The following is a 14,112-nucleotide window of genomic DNA, read 5'->3' as shown; positions in this document are numbered from 1 at the left end:
GTCAGCAGGAGGCCAGGCTGAAGTTGAAGAGGGTGTCGACGTCGCCCTCGGTGGCCTTCATCGACATGACGCTGGTGCCGGTGGAGGTGCCGGGGTCGATGCGCAACTCGGTGTTGACATTGAGGACGGTCTGCGAGCCGCACTCGGTGTACGTGAGCACGGGGGCGACGTCCCAGGTGGTCCACAGTCCGTTGAGGGGCCCGTGGAACGTCGCGTCCTTGCGTTCGGTCGCGGAGGAACCCTGCCAGTAGTAGCTGGTGCGCTGGAGGGCGGTCGCTCCGGAGCGCAGGGCGGCCCGGCCGCGGTAACTGGCGGAGGCGATGGCGACGGTCCAGCCGTCCGGGACGGTCACGAGTACGCCGAGCTGGCAGTTCTTGCGGCGGTCGACGACCCCGGCGCTGCCACCGGCTTCGGCGACGAAGTCCCGGTACCGGACCCGGAACCCGGTGTCGTCGCCGTTGCTCACGACCGACGCGGTGCCCGGCGCGCATCCGGAGCCGTTGCCGGCGATCACCTCCACGGTGATCGCGGGCGCCGCGGCGGGGGCGGCCGCGGGGGTGGGAGCGGCGTGGGCGGGTGTGCCCAGAGTCAGTGTCAGGGCCGTGGCCAGCACGGCCGTCATCACGCGACTGCTGCTTCTCATGGAGTCCTCCGAGGGGAACGGGCATGGCTTTATCGCGTGCCGCGGGATGGAATTCTGGAAGCATTCCAGAACAGCGGTCATCGCGTCCGCGCCAACCGTAGTGGCGCCTGCGACGCATTTACAAGTATGAATTAACTATTGATCTCCATCGAAATATGCAACTTGCAGGGACGGCCGCCGATCCAGCAAACAAATCATCTTATAGCGCCAAAAGCCTGGTATGTTATGTGCCTTATGCCGCATTAATGCCCGGCATTCCTCTTTCTCGATCGGCTTCAAGAAAGCCTTCGGTGGGTGTAATGACGGTTGACTTCTATTGAAGTTCATCAATAGCTTGAGCCCGGTCCGTTCCCGATCCCGAAGGGGATGAAAATGAAAAGACTGTTAACCCGCGGCTGTGCGGCGCTGGCGCTTCTCGCGTCGTCGCTGCTCGTCGCGACACCGGCGCAGGCCATCATCGTCATCGTCGACCCGCCGCCGGCCGGTGAGATGTCCATCGAGCTGGTCGCGATGGCCGGCTCGGGCTGCGCGCCGGGTACCGCCGATGTGGCGATCTCGCCGGACAACTCGGCGTTCACCGCGATCTACAGCGCCTACCTGGCGCAGGCCGGCACGGGTGTCCCGGTCACCGAGAACCGCAAGAACTGCCAGCTCAACGTGCTGGTCCATGCGCCGGCCGGCTTCACCTTCGCGATCGCCAAGGTGGATTACCGGGGCTACGGATACCTCCGGCCCGGCGCGGTCGCCCAGCAGCGGGCCAACTACTACTTCCAGGGCATGACGAACGGCAGCTACGCCAACCACCCGATCTCCGCGCCGCTCGACGACAACTGGATCGCCACCGACTCGGTCCCGATCGCGTCACAGGTCTTCCGGCCCTGCGGCGAGAAGCGCAACCTCAACATCAACACCGAGCTACGGGTCACCAAGGGCACCTCGACCGACGTCAGTTACCTGACGATGGACTCCACCGACGGCAGCATCGAGACGATCTACCACTTCTCCTGGATGCGGTGCGGCACCAAGGCCAAGTGAACGGTCGAGCGTGCGAGTGGCAGTGGTGGCGGATCCGCAACATTCGCCACCACCTGCTCCTACGTGCAGGTGCCGTCCAGCTTCGTGCCGATGGTGGTGAACTCGCCGTTCAGGAACGCCTCCGGGTCGGCCGACTGCGAGCCGTCGGCGAGGGCGCCGGAGATCGCCTCGGCGGCCGTGCGCTGGGCGGCGTCGGTGCTCCTGCCGCCCGCGGCGGCCACCTGCGCGGACATCTCGGCGAAGGTGCGCTTCAGACCCTCGGCGTCGTTGTTGACGGTGTGCTCGGCAAGGCGGACCGCGCCGTCGGTGAGGATCTTGTAGACGGCGGTGCAGACGTATTCCGGCTGCCCGGCCGACGCCGACGGGATGGGTGCGATGCTCACCGGTGCGGGCAGGGAACCGGCCGGGATCTCGATCTCGACCCCGTCGCATCCGGCCGCGAGCACGGCCGAGGCCGCGAGCAGGGCGGTGGTCCGGACGGTGCGGCGACTCTGTCGCACTTCATCCCCCTCCATCGATGGCGTACGCCGGAGCATAATGCCCGCCGCGACTTTTGCCGATCTCGGAAGTTAGCTACCTACGTGGCAAACATCCCCAAAAAAGGTAGAACCGTGCTCCGCCGTGCGATCATCACCGGCCTCGCGACCGTCCTGGTCGCGGCCGGTGGCACGGCCTTCGCGGAGATCGTCTCGTCGCAGCCGTCCACCGCCCCCTCGTTCAACGGCCCCGTCCACGCCGTCGCCCACGCCGGTGACACCGTCTACGTCGGCGGCAACTTCACCAGCGCCGTCGTCGGCGGCCGTAACGTCGCCCGGACCAGGCTCGCCGCATTCGACGCCCGCACCGGTCAGCTCCACGACTGGAAACCGGTCGCCGACGCCAACGTGCGGGCGCTCACCGTCGATGGGGGAGTCGTCTACGCGGCCGGCGACTTCGACACGGTCAACGGCGAGGCCCGCGACGCGGTCGCCGGCATCAACGCCACCGACGGCACCGTGACCCCGATGCGGCACACCGTGGCGGGGCAGCCGAACGCGATCGCGGCCGGGCACGGGCGGATCTACCTGGGTGGGCGGATCACCGCCGTGGACGGGCAGCCGCGGTCCAACCTGGCGGCGTTCACCACGGCCACCGGGGCCCTGGACACCTGGGCGCCGGCCACCGACAACACGGTCAACGCGCTCGCCGTCACCGCCGAACGGGTCTACCTCGGCGGCAGTTTCCACAAGACCAACGGCGTGCGGTCGACGCTGCGGCTGGCGGCCGTCGACCCGGTGAGCGGCACGCTCGACAGGACCTTCCTGCCCAAGCCGGTGTCGCAGGTCTTCGCGCTGGCCGCCCACCCGGACGGGGTGTACGCGGCGCTCGGCGGGCTGGGCGGGCGGGCCGTGTCGTACACCCGGGACGGACAGGCCCGCTGGACCCGTGTCTTCGACGGCGACGCCCAAGCGATCACCCTGCTCGACGACGTGATCTACGTGGGCGGGCACTTCGACAAGGCCTGCACCACCACCAACAACGGCAGCCGTGGCATCTGCACCGACGGGTCGGTGGTCCGCGGCAAGCTCGCCGCCGTCGACCGTGAGGGCAACCTGCTCGAATGGGCGCCACAGGCCAACGGGGTCGCCGGCACCCGGCAGCTGGCAGCCAGCACACGGCTCGGCGCGGTCAGCGCGGTCGGCGACTTCACCATGGTCGGCGGGGTGGCCCGGAAGCGGTACGTCACCTTCACCGGGGTGTCGCCGCGGGTCGAGGCGGCGGCGGCCGGCAACGTGGCCGCCTACAACTTCGACACCACGATCGCCGACGGTACGTTCGACGACGGCTCCGGCCACGGCCATCTGTTGCGCACCGTCACCCGCCACGGCGGTGCGGCGGTGATGGTCCCGCACGAGGCTGGCCAGGCCCTGCGCTTCCCGGCCAAGTGCGGCGGCGGACAGTGCCCCCGCCTGATCCTGCAGGCCGAGGACACCAGCGACCTCAACCCCGGCAACAAGCCGCTGCGGTACGGGGCCGGCGTGCTGCTCTCCCCGGCGGAGACCGGCCGGGGCGAGAACATCCTGCAGAAGGGCTACGCGACCTCGGGCGGGCAGTACAAGCTGCAGGTCGACGGCCTGTCCGGCAAGCCCAGTTGCGGCATCGGCTCCGGTACGACCGTGCACGTGGCGCGCAGCCGGACCGCGGTGGCCGACGGCAAGTGGCACACCCTGGAGTGCCGCCGCAACGGGCCGAGCCTGGCGATCCTGGTCGACGGCCGGCTGGAGGCGGTGACCGCGGTCCCGGCGGACCTGTCGATCGACTCGCCCGAGCCGTTCACCATCGGCGGCAAGGGCGTCGGCCAGAACAACGACCAGTTCCACGGCATCCTCGACGACGTGTGGGTGCAGATCGGCTGACGGAGGTCCCGGCCGGCCGGCCCACGCCGGTCAGCCGGGGCTCAGATGACCCCGGCAGGTGCCGCCGTTCTCGTCGCTGACCGAACCGTCCGGGCACGTGGTCCGGGCCCAGACGACCCTGGCCAGCGACGCCCCGGTCAGATCGGCCCCGGTCAGGTCCGCCCCGCTCAGGTCGGCACCGTCGAGTCTGGCGTTGCGCAGGTCGGCGTCGCGCAGGAACGCACCGGTCAGTCTGGCGTTGCGCAGGTCGGCGGTGACGGTCTTGGCGGGCGGGTTGGCGGCCCAGGCGAACGCCACGATCCCGATCGCGGCCACCGCGGCCGCGACGAGCAGCCGCCGCAGGCACCGCTCGAAGGCCGCCTTGAGCGACTCGTGACTCGCGACGTCCTCGACCGCCTCGATCCGCCGGTCCATCGCCTCGATCCGGTCGTGCAGGTCCGCCGGTGCGCCCGCCGTGCCGAGCCGCTCGACCAGGCGGGCCCGGCGGTCCACCAGCGCGGCCGGGGAGGCGGTGCCCTGCAGGAACTTCGGGCGGCGCCGGAAGAAGTCCACGACCGGGCGGAACTCGGGGGACGGCTTCTCCCAGTTCTCCGCCAGGTCGGAGATCAGCACCTGGACAGGGAGGAGCACCCGCAGCGCCGCGGTGATGGCGAAGACCACCGCGATGAGCCCGGCCAGCGCGCCCGCCGTGGCCACCCACAGCCGCGCGGTCGCCTCGCCGGTCGGCCAGCCCGCCTCGAGGCGGCCGATGCTCGACAGCTGACTGCCGGCGATCAGGGCGGCGCCGATCGCCGCCGCGCTGGCGACCAGCCACTTCGCGGTGTCGCGGATCCGCTGGTTGGCCGCCGTGAGGGGACTGGGCTCCGGTTCGGGAAGGGGCGCCGTCATCGGGTCACCCGGAGTGTGAGGGCCGGGTCACCACGATCGGCGGCAGGTCGTCGTCACCGATGTCCGGAAGGCTCGGCACGGCCTGCACCTCGCCGAATCCGACGTCGCCGACTCCGTCGAGGCGTTCGGTCAGCGGCCCGGCGGCCGTCACGTGCCGGCCGTAGTACGCGAGGACCGCGATCACCTCACCGGTCGACAGGACGGCCCCCGCGCCGACCGTCGGGCCCGACCGCACCCGCTCGGCGGGATAGGCCAGCACGAGGCCGTCCTCGCGAAGCTCGGCGCCGAACAGCGGCGCCACCGCCGGGGTGTCGCTGTCGGCCGGGAAGGCGACCAGCAGCGGCTGCACCGCGCTGTCGAGGACGTGCACGTCACCGACCCGGCCCAGGTCCTCGCCGTCGGAGGACCACACCGTCGTCCCCTGTAGACCACCGGCGTCGGAAATCTGCATGGTCACCCGCCACTCACGACTGGTTACGATGACTTCTCAGTTGCAGGCCCAGCTTCATTGCAGGTCCAGCTTCAGCGTCGCCGCCTGCCGAGGAGCTTACTTGCCCGAGCCGCCGCACGACGTCCCGCTCGTCCGATCGGTGGACGCCGATGGCTTCAGCAATCCGATCCTCTACATCGAGGAGTTGCGGCGGCTGCCGCTGAACCGGTCCCGGATCGCGGTCCCCGGCACCGCACTGGTCTTCCGGCACCGGTCCGGGCGGCTGCACTCGCCGCCCGGCGGTTACACGGCCGGTGAGATGTTCTTCCTCGGGCCGCGGCTCGGCTACCGGATCGACACGTCGCCGCACGGGTTCCGGGCATCGTTCGAGGTGGGGGTGGCACACCTGGTCGACGTCCTCGGACATTGGACGGTCACCGATCCGGTCGAGGTGGTCGCCGGCCGGATCAGCGATCCGGAGTATCACTGCACGATCGCCCTGCGGGACCGTGTCGCCGGTGCCCTGCCCGGCGGCCCGGCCCCGCTCGCCGAACTGCGGGAACGGATGACGGCCGCGTTCTCCGGGGTCCTGCCTGTGCCCGGTGGGCTGACCCTGGACCGGCTCCGGGTGCACGTGGCTCCCGCGGAGACGTTCAGCGGCGACCGGGTGATCCAGGTGCTGGCCGCCGACGACGAGGACGACGACGTGAACCCCGGCGATCCCGGTGGCGCCGGCTCCGCCGAGCTGCTGCAGGAACTCGCCGACCTGGCCGGGCGGGCGTTCGCCGAGCACGGCGCCGACGGCACGGCCGGGCAGGCGCTCGCCCGGTTCCAGGAACTGGTCACCCGGATGGGCGGCATGCTCGAAGGTGGCGGCGATGAACGTCGTCCCTGAGGTGATGAGCATGCTCGACCGCCTGCTCGTGTGGCTGGCCGGCCACGCGGACTGGGCGCCGGCCGGTCTGCGCCGGCACCTGGTGGTCCCGGCCCTGGTGGTGATCGTGCTGGCGGCGCCGCGGATCTTCGTGCACCGGGTCCTGCCGTGGACCGGGCAGTACGTGCTGGTGCCGGCAACCGTGGTGGTCACCGGCGCGCTGACGGCGGTCGCGCTGACCGTGGACTTCGTACTGGCGCGCCTGTTCCGGGTGTTCTGGCTGCCGTTGACCGGGGCGCACTACCTGATCGGCGACTGGGGGATCGCCGGGCCGCGGCAGGCCCGGGACGGGATCCGGCAATGGGTGCACCGGTCCGGACGCTCGCTGAGCCGGTTCAGCCCGGGGCTGCTGCTGGCAGCCGGTGCGGTGGTCCTGGTGCTGTGGGACCAGGGCTGGTGCGGGCGTAACCCGGCGGACGGCTGCGCGACCCCCATCGGCGTGTGGTGGCAGCATTTCCTGGCCGCGGTGCCGCCGTTCTCGTGGCCGTGGTCCTGACCGCTCAGCCGGTGTAACCGGTCCGGATCAGCAGCGGCAGGGCGGTCCGCCAGGCCCGGCAGGCCCAGCGCTCGCGGATGGTCGTGCGGGGTTCGGTGGCCAGTCCGGTGAGCAGCTCACGCGCCTCGGCCGGCCGGCTGCGTACGCCGTACGTCACGGCCGCGACGGCCCGCAGCCGGACCGGCAGGCCGGTGTCGCACGCCAGCTCGCGGATCTCGTCCGGGTGCAGGTGGCGCAGGAGGGCGGACATCATCCGGCGCCGGTCGCGGCGCGGCACCTCGCGATCGTGCATCCACACCGAGATGACGGCGAGCACGTCCACGGTGCGGTCCGGCACCGACCGGGCGTAGGCGAGGAGCACGTCCATCCGCCGTGTCCAGGTCTGCAACGGGTCGGCGGCGAGTGACCGGACCGCGTGCCACCCGATCGGTTCCCCCGGATCCGGCTTCCGGGTCACCCGGTCGGACGGGGTCAGAAGGGTGACGAAGTCCGACCGGACCGCCCAGCCGACGGCCCGGTTCATCGCGAAACGCCGGATGGTGGCCGCGGCCCGGTCCGGGCCCGAGGAGTGGATCAGCCGGCGCAGGCCGTGCAGGGCCAGCGCGTCCACGGGCATCGGCCGGCCCGGCGGCGCCGGCCAGGTCTGCTCGGCGATCCCGTCGTACGGTTCGACGCGGTCGTCGGGGTCTCTGGGAAAGTCCGGCTCGCCGAGATAGAGGTCGAGCAGCGCGCCGGCCTCCCGGCGGATGTCCGCGGGCCGGGCCGGGTCGAGAGCCCGCCGCAGCAGCGCATGGGCGGCGGCCGGCATCTCGTCGGCACGCCGCAGCAGATCCAGGGCGGTGACCCGGGCGCCGCTGTCGGCCGTGGTCTCGACGAACTGGACGAGCCGCTGCAGCGCGTGCCGGCGTTCGTGCGGGGGACCGGAGTCGACGATCACGTACAGCGCCCAGAGCCGTTCGTCGTCGCTCAGGTCCATCTCGTAGGCGAGCCGCGCCAGCCGGGTCAGGCCGATCTCCCGGTCCGCCGGGTCGTCACTGGTGATCAGAACGCGAGCGGCCTCGGCCCGTTTGCCGATCGAGAGCCGGTCGTCGCCGATCATCCGCGCCACCCGGTCGGTGTCCCGGGTTCGCTGCAGCACGGCGCGCAACGCCTCGTGGATCGCCGGGAGCCGCCGCTCGGCCGGTCGGCGCGACGGCCGTTCCGGCAGGTCGAGGAGGACACCGGGGCCGGGCCGGTCGGCGATCTCCCGTACGGCCGTCTCGGCGAGTTCGACGATCTCCTCGGTGTTGCCGGCGTCGAGGACGGCGCCGTCCTGGATCACCGCGGCGGCCTGGCTCAGGTGCGGGAAGTCCCGGCGCTCACCCGGCTCCATCAGCGCCTCGATGACCGGGCGGGTGTCATGGCCGGCGGCACCCCAGGCGGCCAGGGTGAACAGGCCGAGGCTGTCCGGCCCGGTGCCGCGCACCCGGTTCAGCCAGGCGTCCGGATCGAACTCCTCGACCAGTTCGAGGGAGGCCAGGTACTCGGCGAAACTCTGATGGATGAAGACCAGATCCTCGCCGTACGCGGTGAGCAGCCCGGTGTCCAGCAGCAGTCCGCGCAGGTGCCCGACGGTGACCCCGAGCGGTGGCCGCGGGTAGTGCTCGGCGAACCACTCGGCAAGCGACTCCCGCGGCGGGCGGCCGGTCCGCAGGAACTGCACGGCCAGCGAACTCAAACAGGCCATCCGGTCGTCGACCATCCGCTCGCCGATCTCCTCCGCCTGCCGGCCGAGCGGGGCCAGCTGTTCCCGCAGCGCCTCGCGTGCCCCGAACCGCTGCACCCGGAGGGTGAGAAGCACGAACACGAAGCTCTGGTAGAGCCCGGCCCGGTCGAGCGGCAGCGGCAGCGTGGGCTTCTCCTCGAAGACGATCGCGGTGATCGTCGCGAGCAGCGGCACCTCCACCAGCGGGCCGAGCCCGGCCGACGTGATGGCGTCTAGGAAGGCGGCGGGTTCCACCGGGGACTGTTCGGCGCCGAGCGGCCGGAACCAGTTGCCGGCGAACCGGCGGACCGCCTCCCGGTCGAACGGGCGCAGGTCGTACTCGCCGAGCCGTCTGGTGCGGTCGGTCCCGGTCAGGCTGGCCCGTAGCCGGCCGAACTCGTGGTCGTCCAGCGGACGGCTGGCCACCACGAACCGGGTGGTCGTGCCGTACTGACCGACCCGGAAGCCGAGCAACCGCACCAGGTCCTGGCGCAGCCCGCGGTCGAGTACCTCGTCCAGGCCGTCGACGAGGATCAGCCAGTCGCTGCCGGGAGCCGGGGCCTGCCGGAAGAAGTCCGGGGTCAGCGGGACGTCGAGGCTGCTGCCCAGGTCGTGGTTGACGGCGCGGGCCAGCGCGGCGAACCAGGCGTCGCCGTCGAGCAGGCCCTGCGCGGCGGCCCGGACCGCCACCACCCGGCCCAGCGGCGGCTCGCCGGATCCGCCGGCACCGTCCGGTGCGCGCAGCCACCAGTCGGCGGAGGTCGCCACGAGCTGCTGCAGCAGGGTGCTCTTGCCGCCGCCGGGGCCGCCCACGATCAGTGCGTTGCGGTGCCGGTGGAGCAGCGCGACCGGGCTGAGCACCAGCGGGTCACCGGCCCGGCCGGTGGTGCTGGACCGGGTGCGCTGTTCGACGTAGACGGCCGACAGCGGTGGCGGTTCCCGGCGGGTCAGCTTCGCCACCTGGTACGGGTACCGCTCGGCCGCCTCCCGCTGGGCGACGAGCAGGCTGTGCAGCATCGTGCCGGGCCGGGGCCGGATCAGCGGCGGCCGGTCGCGCATGTGGGCGCGGAGCCTCCGGCGGTTCTCCCGGAACGACTTCTTGATCTCCCACGCCGGGATCATGTAGGCGCTGTTGCCCTGGGCCAGCCGGCCGGACTTGAGCATGCCGCGCACACTCGCGTCCCCGTCCCCGTCGGCGATCGGTGACCCGCTCATGCCTGGTTTGATCCTGGTGTCGTCGAGCAGCACGTAACGCCCGGACTCGCCGATCACCGGTGTCCGGCGGCGTTCGAGTCCCACCCGCTCATTGGGGTTGATCTTGCTGAAGCCCTCGATGAACAGCGATCGCAGGTCGCGGGCCAGGGCGCTGGTCTCCAGGTGGACGCTGGGGTGGTCGACGGCCTGGACGCCGATGAAGGCGATGTCCGGCTCGGGGTAGTAGCGCCTGCCGTCCCGGGTCTCCGGGTCGCGGACCAGCACCTCACCGCTGAGCTGGGTCCCCGACCAGTCGATGGTGACGGTGTCGTCCTTCTCCACGACGTGGGCGCAGGTGGCGACGATCCGGTCGGCGACGAAGAAGCCGGTGCCGAGGAAGTCCCCGGCCGCCGAGCAGACCGTGACCAGGCTGGGGCTGGGGGGTGCGAGGTAGGACTCCGGGTCGTCCATGGACCTCCCTCCGCCGCCGGTGTCAGAGCACGCAATCACAGCGGTGGAGGGATTGGCAACGGAGGGGAGGCGTGTGCCGGTCGGAGGGCCGGCACACGCTGTTCCTCTGAACTGGATCCCGTGCCGCCCGGACCGCGGAGAGCGTGCCGCGTGACCTGTGCCGGCAGGACGGTGCCGGGGGATCGCGCGATGACCGGGCGACGCAGAATCGAAGGTCATCGTTGCAGTCGTGTTGCGTGGACGCAACAGGTTGTTTCAGATCCGGGACGGCAGGCGGGTGGCGACGACCGCGCCGGCGGCAAGGATCGCTGCACCGGCCAGTACCGCGGGGACCACCCCGGCCACGAAGTCGTGTCCGCTCGCGAACCCGCCGTGGGTGCTGAAGATCGAGGCGAGGACGGCCACGCCGGCCGCCACCCCGAACTCGCGGATCGTGTTGTTGGCGCCCGAGGCCACGCCGCGCTGCTGCTCGGACACGCTGGCCAGGGTGACCGTGCTGATGGGTGCGAAGGTCAGGCCCATCCCGACGCCGGCCAGCAGGAACCCGCCGACGAAGTCGCCGTAGGTCGCGTCGGCCGAGGTGGCCAGGGCGATCCAGAGGATGCCGGCGGCCAGGAACACCTGCCCGGCCACGACCAGGTTGCGCAGCCCGATCCGGGCGCCGAAGATGCCGGCCAGCGGGGCGACCACCATCGGCGCGGCGGTCCACGGCAGGGTGCGCAGGCCCGACTCGAGCGGTGTCAGGCCCTGCACCACCTGGAAGAACTGGGCGAGCAGGAAGACCGATCCGAACGCGCCCGCCGAGAACGTCAGGGTCACGACGTTGACCAGGCTGAACGACCGCGACCGGAACAGGCTCAGGGGCAGCATCGGGGCGGTGTTGCGGGACTGCCAGACCAGGAACGCCGCGAGCAGAGCGACGCCGGCGACGAGCATGACCGGCACCCGCCCGGACGTCCAGCCGCGGTCCGGGCCGTCGACGACACCCCAGATCAGCAGGAGCATGCCGCTCGAGGACAGCACCAGGCCGAGCGGGTCGAGCCGGCGGGCCCCGCCGCGGGACTCGTCCAGCACCACGGCGGCCAGCACCAGCGCGACCACGCCGATCGGCACGTTGACCCAGAAGATCCAGTTCCAGGTGAGACCGTCGACGACCGCGCCGCCGATGACCGGCCCGAGTGCCACGCCCAGCCCGGTGATGCCGCCCCAGATGCCGACCGCGGCGTTGCGCAGCCGGTCCGGGACCGCCGCGGCGAGCAGCGTGAGCGACAGCGGGGCGATGGCCGCGCCACCGAGACCCTGCACGGCGCGGGCCGCGGTGAGTTGCCACGGTTCGGTGGCCAGTGCGGCGGCGGCCGAGGCGGCGGTGAACACGGCGATGCCGATCAGGTACATCCGGCGGCGGCCGATGCGGTCGCCGAGGGCCGCCGCGGTGAGCAGGAAGGCGGCGAACGGCAGCGTGTACGCGTTGACGAACCACTGCAGGTCGGCGATGGACGCCCCGAGCTCGGTGCGGATGACCGGCAGCGCGGTGCTGACGACCAGGTTGTCCAGCGCGCTCATGAAGGCCGGGATGCCGACGGCGGCGATCACCAGTCCGAACGGGCGCGTCGTTCGTTTCTCAGCGACGGCGGTCACTGTGTCTCCCCGTAGTTGTCGGGCTGCACTACCGCTGTCTCAAGACCCTTGAGGCAGCGGTAGTGCACAGCCGGAAGTTGTTATTCACTGATAACTAAGCACGGTATGCATCGACTGATAACCTGTCAACATGGTCCGGACCCGCCTCACCGCCCAGGAGCGCCACGCGCAGCTCGTCGACGCCGCGGTCACCGCCTTCGCGCAGGGCGGTTACGCGGGCACGACGACCGATCAGGTGGCGCGGATAGCCGGGGTGTCCCAGCCGTACGTCATCCGGCTCTTCGGCTCGAAGCAGGACCTGTTCCTGGCCACCGTGCGGCACGCCGGTGACCGCGTGCAGCAGATCTGGCGGGACGCCGCCGCCGAGGACCCCACCCTCGACGGACTCGGCCGGGCCTACAAGCAGCTCCTCACCGAACGCGACCTGCTCGTCGTGCTGCTGCACGGGTTCGCCGCGGCCGCCGACCCGGGCCTGGGCGACGCCGTGCGTCAGTGCTACGGCGACCAGTTCACCCTGGTCCGTGAGCTGACCGGCGCCTCCGCCGAGGAGGTGCGGGACTTCTTCGCCCACGGCATGCTGATCACCGTGCTCGGCGCGATGCGGGTGCTCGGGCCGGACGCGGTCGAGCCGCAGCCCTGGGTCACCGAGCTGCTCAGCACCCTGCCGTCCGCGGGCGGTGAGTGAGCCGGAGGCCCGCCGGGTACGGCCCGTGACCCGTCGTCCCGGGTTGCCGCCGGGTTGCGATCGTGGAGCGAGGCGGTTCGGATCCAGCGGTTCTGACCTGTGCCGCCGATCCGGTGTGCATGACCGGTCGACTGCTCGTGCTGTACCTCGTCGTGGCCGCGTCCGCCGCCGCGGCGGCGGGCCTGGCCTCCGGAACGGTCCACGGGGACCTGATCTACTTCGGCGTCTACCTGACGATCGTGACGCTCGTCTGCTGGTCCGCGGCCAGGCGGCGCCGCGGGGCCGACCGCCTGCCCTGGTTGTACGTCGGGGCCGGGCAGGTCGCCTGGCTCGCCGGTGACGCCGTCTACCCGATCAGCACGCTGCTGCAACGACCCGACAGCGGATGGACGTCGGCCGCGCTGTGGACGGCCGGCTACCTGGCGTACGGCATGGCACTGTTCTCGATGGCGCGGCGCCGGGCGGGCCGGTGGCTACGGCCTGCCGTGCTCGACATGCTGACCCTGGGCGGCGCCTCGTCGATCGTCATCTGGGTGCTGTTCGTCTCGCCGTTCATCGCCGACATGGCCGCTGATCCGCTCGGTGGCTATCTGTACGTGATGGGCCCGCTCGGCGACATCGGCATCCTCATGGGCGTTCTGCTGCTGGTGATGTCACCGGGCCGCCGCGGCGGGGCGACCCGGCTGCTGGTGCTCTCCGCCGTCCTGCGGATCGCCTCCGACCTCGGATCGACCTTCATCCCGCCGCTGGACGTGGCCATCGCGGTCGGCACCGGAGTGATCCTGCTCAGCAACGCGCTGCTTGTCGCCGCGGCCCTGCACGTCGGCAGCGGCGAGCTGACCGCACCGGCGCGCCGGGCCCCGACGCTGCACTCCGCCCGGGTCTGGTTCCTCGGGACGGGCCTGCTCGCGGCTCCGGCGGTGCTTTTCGCCCACCCCGAGTACGCCGGCACCCAGCGCGTCCTGCTCTTCGGCGCCACGGTGGTCACGGCGGGGCTCATCCTGGCCCGTTTTTCCAGCGCGCTGCGCTCCCTGGAGCAGGCGGAACGCAAACTGGAGCACCGTAGCCGGCACGACTCCCTGACCGGATTGCTGAACCGGGCCGCGCTCGCCGAGGAACTCGACGGCTGCCCGCCCGGCTCCACCGTGCTCTACCTGGACCTCGATGGGTTCAAGGCGGTCAACGACACTGCCGGGCACGCCGCCGGCGACACGATCCTGCAGGTGGTGGCGCGGCGCCTGACTGCCGCGGTCCGGGACTGCGACGTGGTCGCCCGGCTGGGTGGCGACGAGTTCGCCGTGGTCCTCACCGGACTGGGCAGCACCGACGGGGTACGGGTCGCCGACCGGATCGTGCGGGACGTCGCGATGCCGATCGAGTACGGGGGCGCCTGGCACACCGTGGGCGCCAGCATCGGCATCGCCGCGGCCGGCGACCCCGGAACCGAGTGGCGGCCCACCGCGCTGCTGAGCGCCGCCGACGACGCCATGTACCAGGCGAAGCGTCTCGGCCGCGGCCGATGGGTGCTCGCCGGGGCGCTGCCGGCCTGACCGCCGCG

12 protein-coding genes are annotated in these 14,112 nt (G+C 71.7%); 6 read left to right on the top strand and 6 right to left on the bottom strand.

From position 1 onward, the window contains the following. Position 1: 1 nt before the first annotated feature. A complete protein-coding gene (locus tag AB0G04_RS12840) occupies positions 2-643 on the bottom strand; it encodes a DUF4360 domain-containing protein (RefSeq protein ID WP_360981249.1) in 642 nt (213 codons plus the stop codon). Between the two features lie 372 nt (positions 644-1,015). Here AB0G04_RS12840 and AB0G04_RS12835 point away from each other — a divergent pair, with 372 nt between their 5' ends. Continuing rightward, positions 1,016-1,678, top strand: a complete 663-nt coding sequence (locus AB0G04_RS12835) for a DUF4360 domain-containing protein (protein WP_360981246.1) — start codon at positions 1,016-1,018, stop codon at positions 1,676-1,678. Positions 1,679-1,737: 59 nt separating this feature from the next. Here AB0G04_RS12835 and AB0G04_RS12830 read toward each other — a convergent pair whose 3' ends face one another. Further along, the gene (locus tag AB0G04_RS12830) at positions 1,738-2,178 is read right to left on the bottom strand and encodes a hypothetical protein (RefSeq protein ID WP_360981243.1); all 441 of its coding nucleotides are present in this window, start codon (positions 2,176-2,178) and stop codon (positions 1,738-1,740) included. A 111-nt stretch (positions 2,179-2,289) separates the two neighbouring features. On the opposite strand from AB0G04_RS12830, the gene AB0G04_RS12825 reads away from it, so the two are divergent. Then, on the top strand, positions 2,290-4,074 hold the full coding sequence (locus AB0G04_RS12825) for a LamG domain-containing protein (RefSeq protein ID WP_360981240.1): 1,785 nt from the start codon (positions 2,290-2,292) through the stop codon (positions 4,072-4,074). Positions 4,075-4,104: 30 nt separating this feature from the next. Here the strand turns inward: AB0G04_RS12825 and AB0G04_RS12820 are convergent, their stop codons facing one another. Together AB0G04_RS12820 and AB0G04_RS12815 are read right to left on the bottom strand one after the other, a co-directional pair. Next, positions 4,105-4,962: a pentapeptide repeat-containing protein gene (locus AB0G04_RS12820; protein WP_360981237.1), complete on the bottom strand. Its 858-nt coding sequence runs from the start codon at positions 4,960-4,962 to the stop codon at positions 4,105-4,107. A gap of 4 nt (positions 4,963-4,966) precedes the next feature. After that, positions 4,967-5,419: a hypothetical protein gene (locus AB0G04_RS12815; RefSeq protein ID WP_360981234.1), complete on the bottom strand. Its 453-nt coding sequence runs from the start codon at positions 5,417-5,419 to the stop codon at positions 4,967-4,969. A 94-nt stretch (positions 5,420-5,513) separates the two neighbouring features. Between AB0G04_RS12815 and AB0G04_RS12810 the strand changes: the two genes are divergently transcribed. Next, positions 5,514-6,287 carry a hypothetical protein gene (locus AB0G04_RS12810; protein WP_360981231.1) on the top strand — a complete coding sequence of 258 codons (774 nt, stop codon included), beginning with the start codon at positions 5,514-5,516 and terminating at the stop codon, positions 6,285-6,287. Next, the gene (locus AB0G04_RS12805; protein ID WP_360981228.1) at positions 6,271-6,822 is read left to right on the top strand and encodes a hypothetical protein; all 552 of its coding nucleotides are present in this window, start codon (positions 6,271-6,273) and stop codon (positions 6,820-6,822) included. Before AB0G04_RS12810 ends, AB0G04_RS12805 begins: the two co-directional genes overlap by 17 nt. A 4-nt stretch (positions 6,823-6,826) precedes the next feature. On the opposite strand, the gene AB0G04_RS12800 is transcribed toward AB0G04_RS12805, so the two are convergent. Both AB0G04_RS12800 and AB0G04_RS12795 read right to left on the bottom strand, forming a co-directional pair. After that, positions 6,827-10,231: a trypsin-like peptidase domain-containing protein gene (locus tag AB0G04_RS12800; protein WP_360981225.1), complete on the bottom strand. Its 3,405-nt coding sequence runs from the start codon at positions 10,229-10,231 to the stop codon at positions 6,827-6,829. 255 nt (positions 10,232-10,486) lie between these two features. Next, positions 10,487-11,869 carry a DHA2 family efflux MFS transporter permease subunit gene (locus AB0G04_RS12795; RefSeq protein WP_360981223.1) on the bottom strand — a complete coding sequence of 461 codons (1,383 nt, stop codon included), beginning with the start codon at positions 11,867-11,869 and terminating at the stop codon, positions 10,487-10,489. 130 nt (positions 11,870-11,999) lie between these two features. On the opposite strand from AB0G04_RS12795, the gene AB0G04_RS12790 reads away from it, so the two are divergent. Further along, positions 12,000-12,554: a TetR/AcrR family transcriptional regulator gene (locus AB0G04_RS12790; RefSeq protein ID WP_360981220.1), complete on the top strand. Its 555-nt coding sequence runs from the start codon at positions 12,000-12,002 to the stop codon at positions 12,552-12,554. A 119-nt stretch (positions 12,555-12,673) separates the two neighbouring features. After that, complete coding sequence (locus AB0G04_RS12785; RefSeq protein ID WP_360981217.1) at positions 12,674-14,104, top strand: GGDEF domain-containing protein; 1,431 nt, start codon at positions 12,674-12,676, stop codon at positions 14,102-14,104. Positions 14,105-14,112 lie beyond the last annotated feature (8 nt).

This window comes from Actinoplanes sp. NPDC023801 (genome assembly GCF_040639655.1).
Taxonomy (GTDB): domain Bacteria; phylum Actinomycetota; class Actinomycetes; order Mycobacteriales; family Micromonosporaceae; genus Actinoplanes.
The sequence above is the reverse complement of the archived record's forward strand: the minus strand, read 5'-3'. Positions and strand labels throughout refer to the sequence as shown.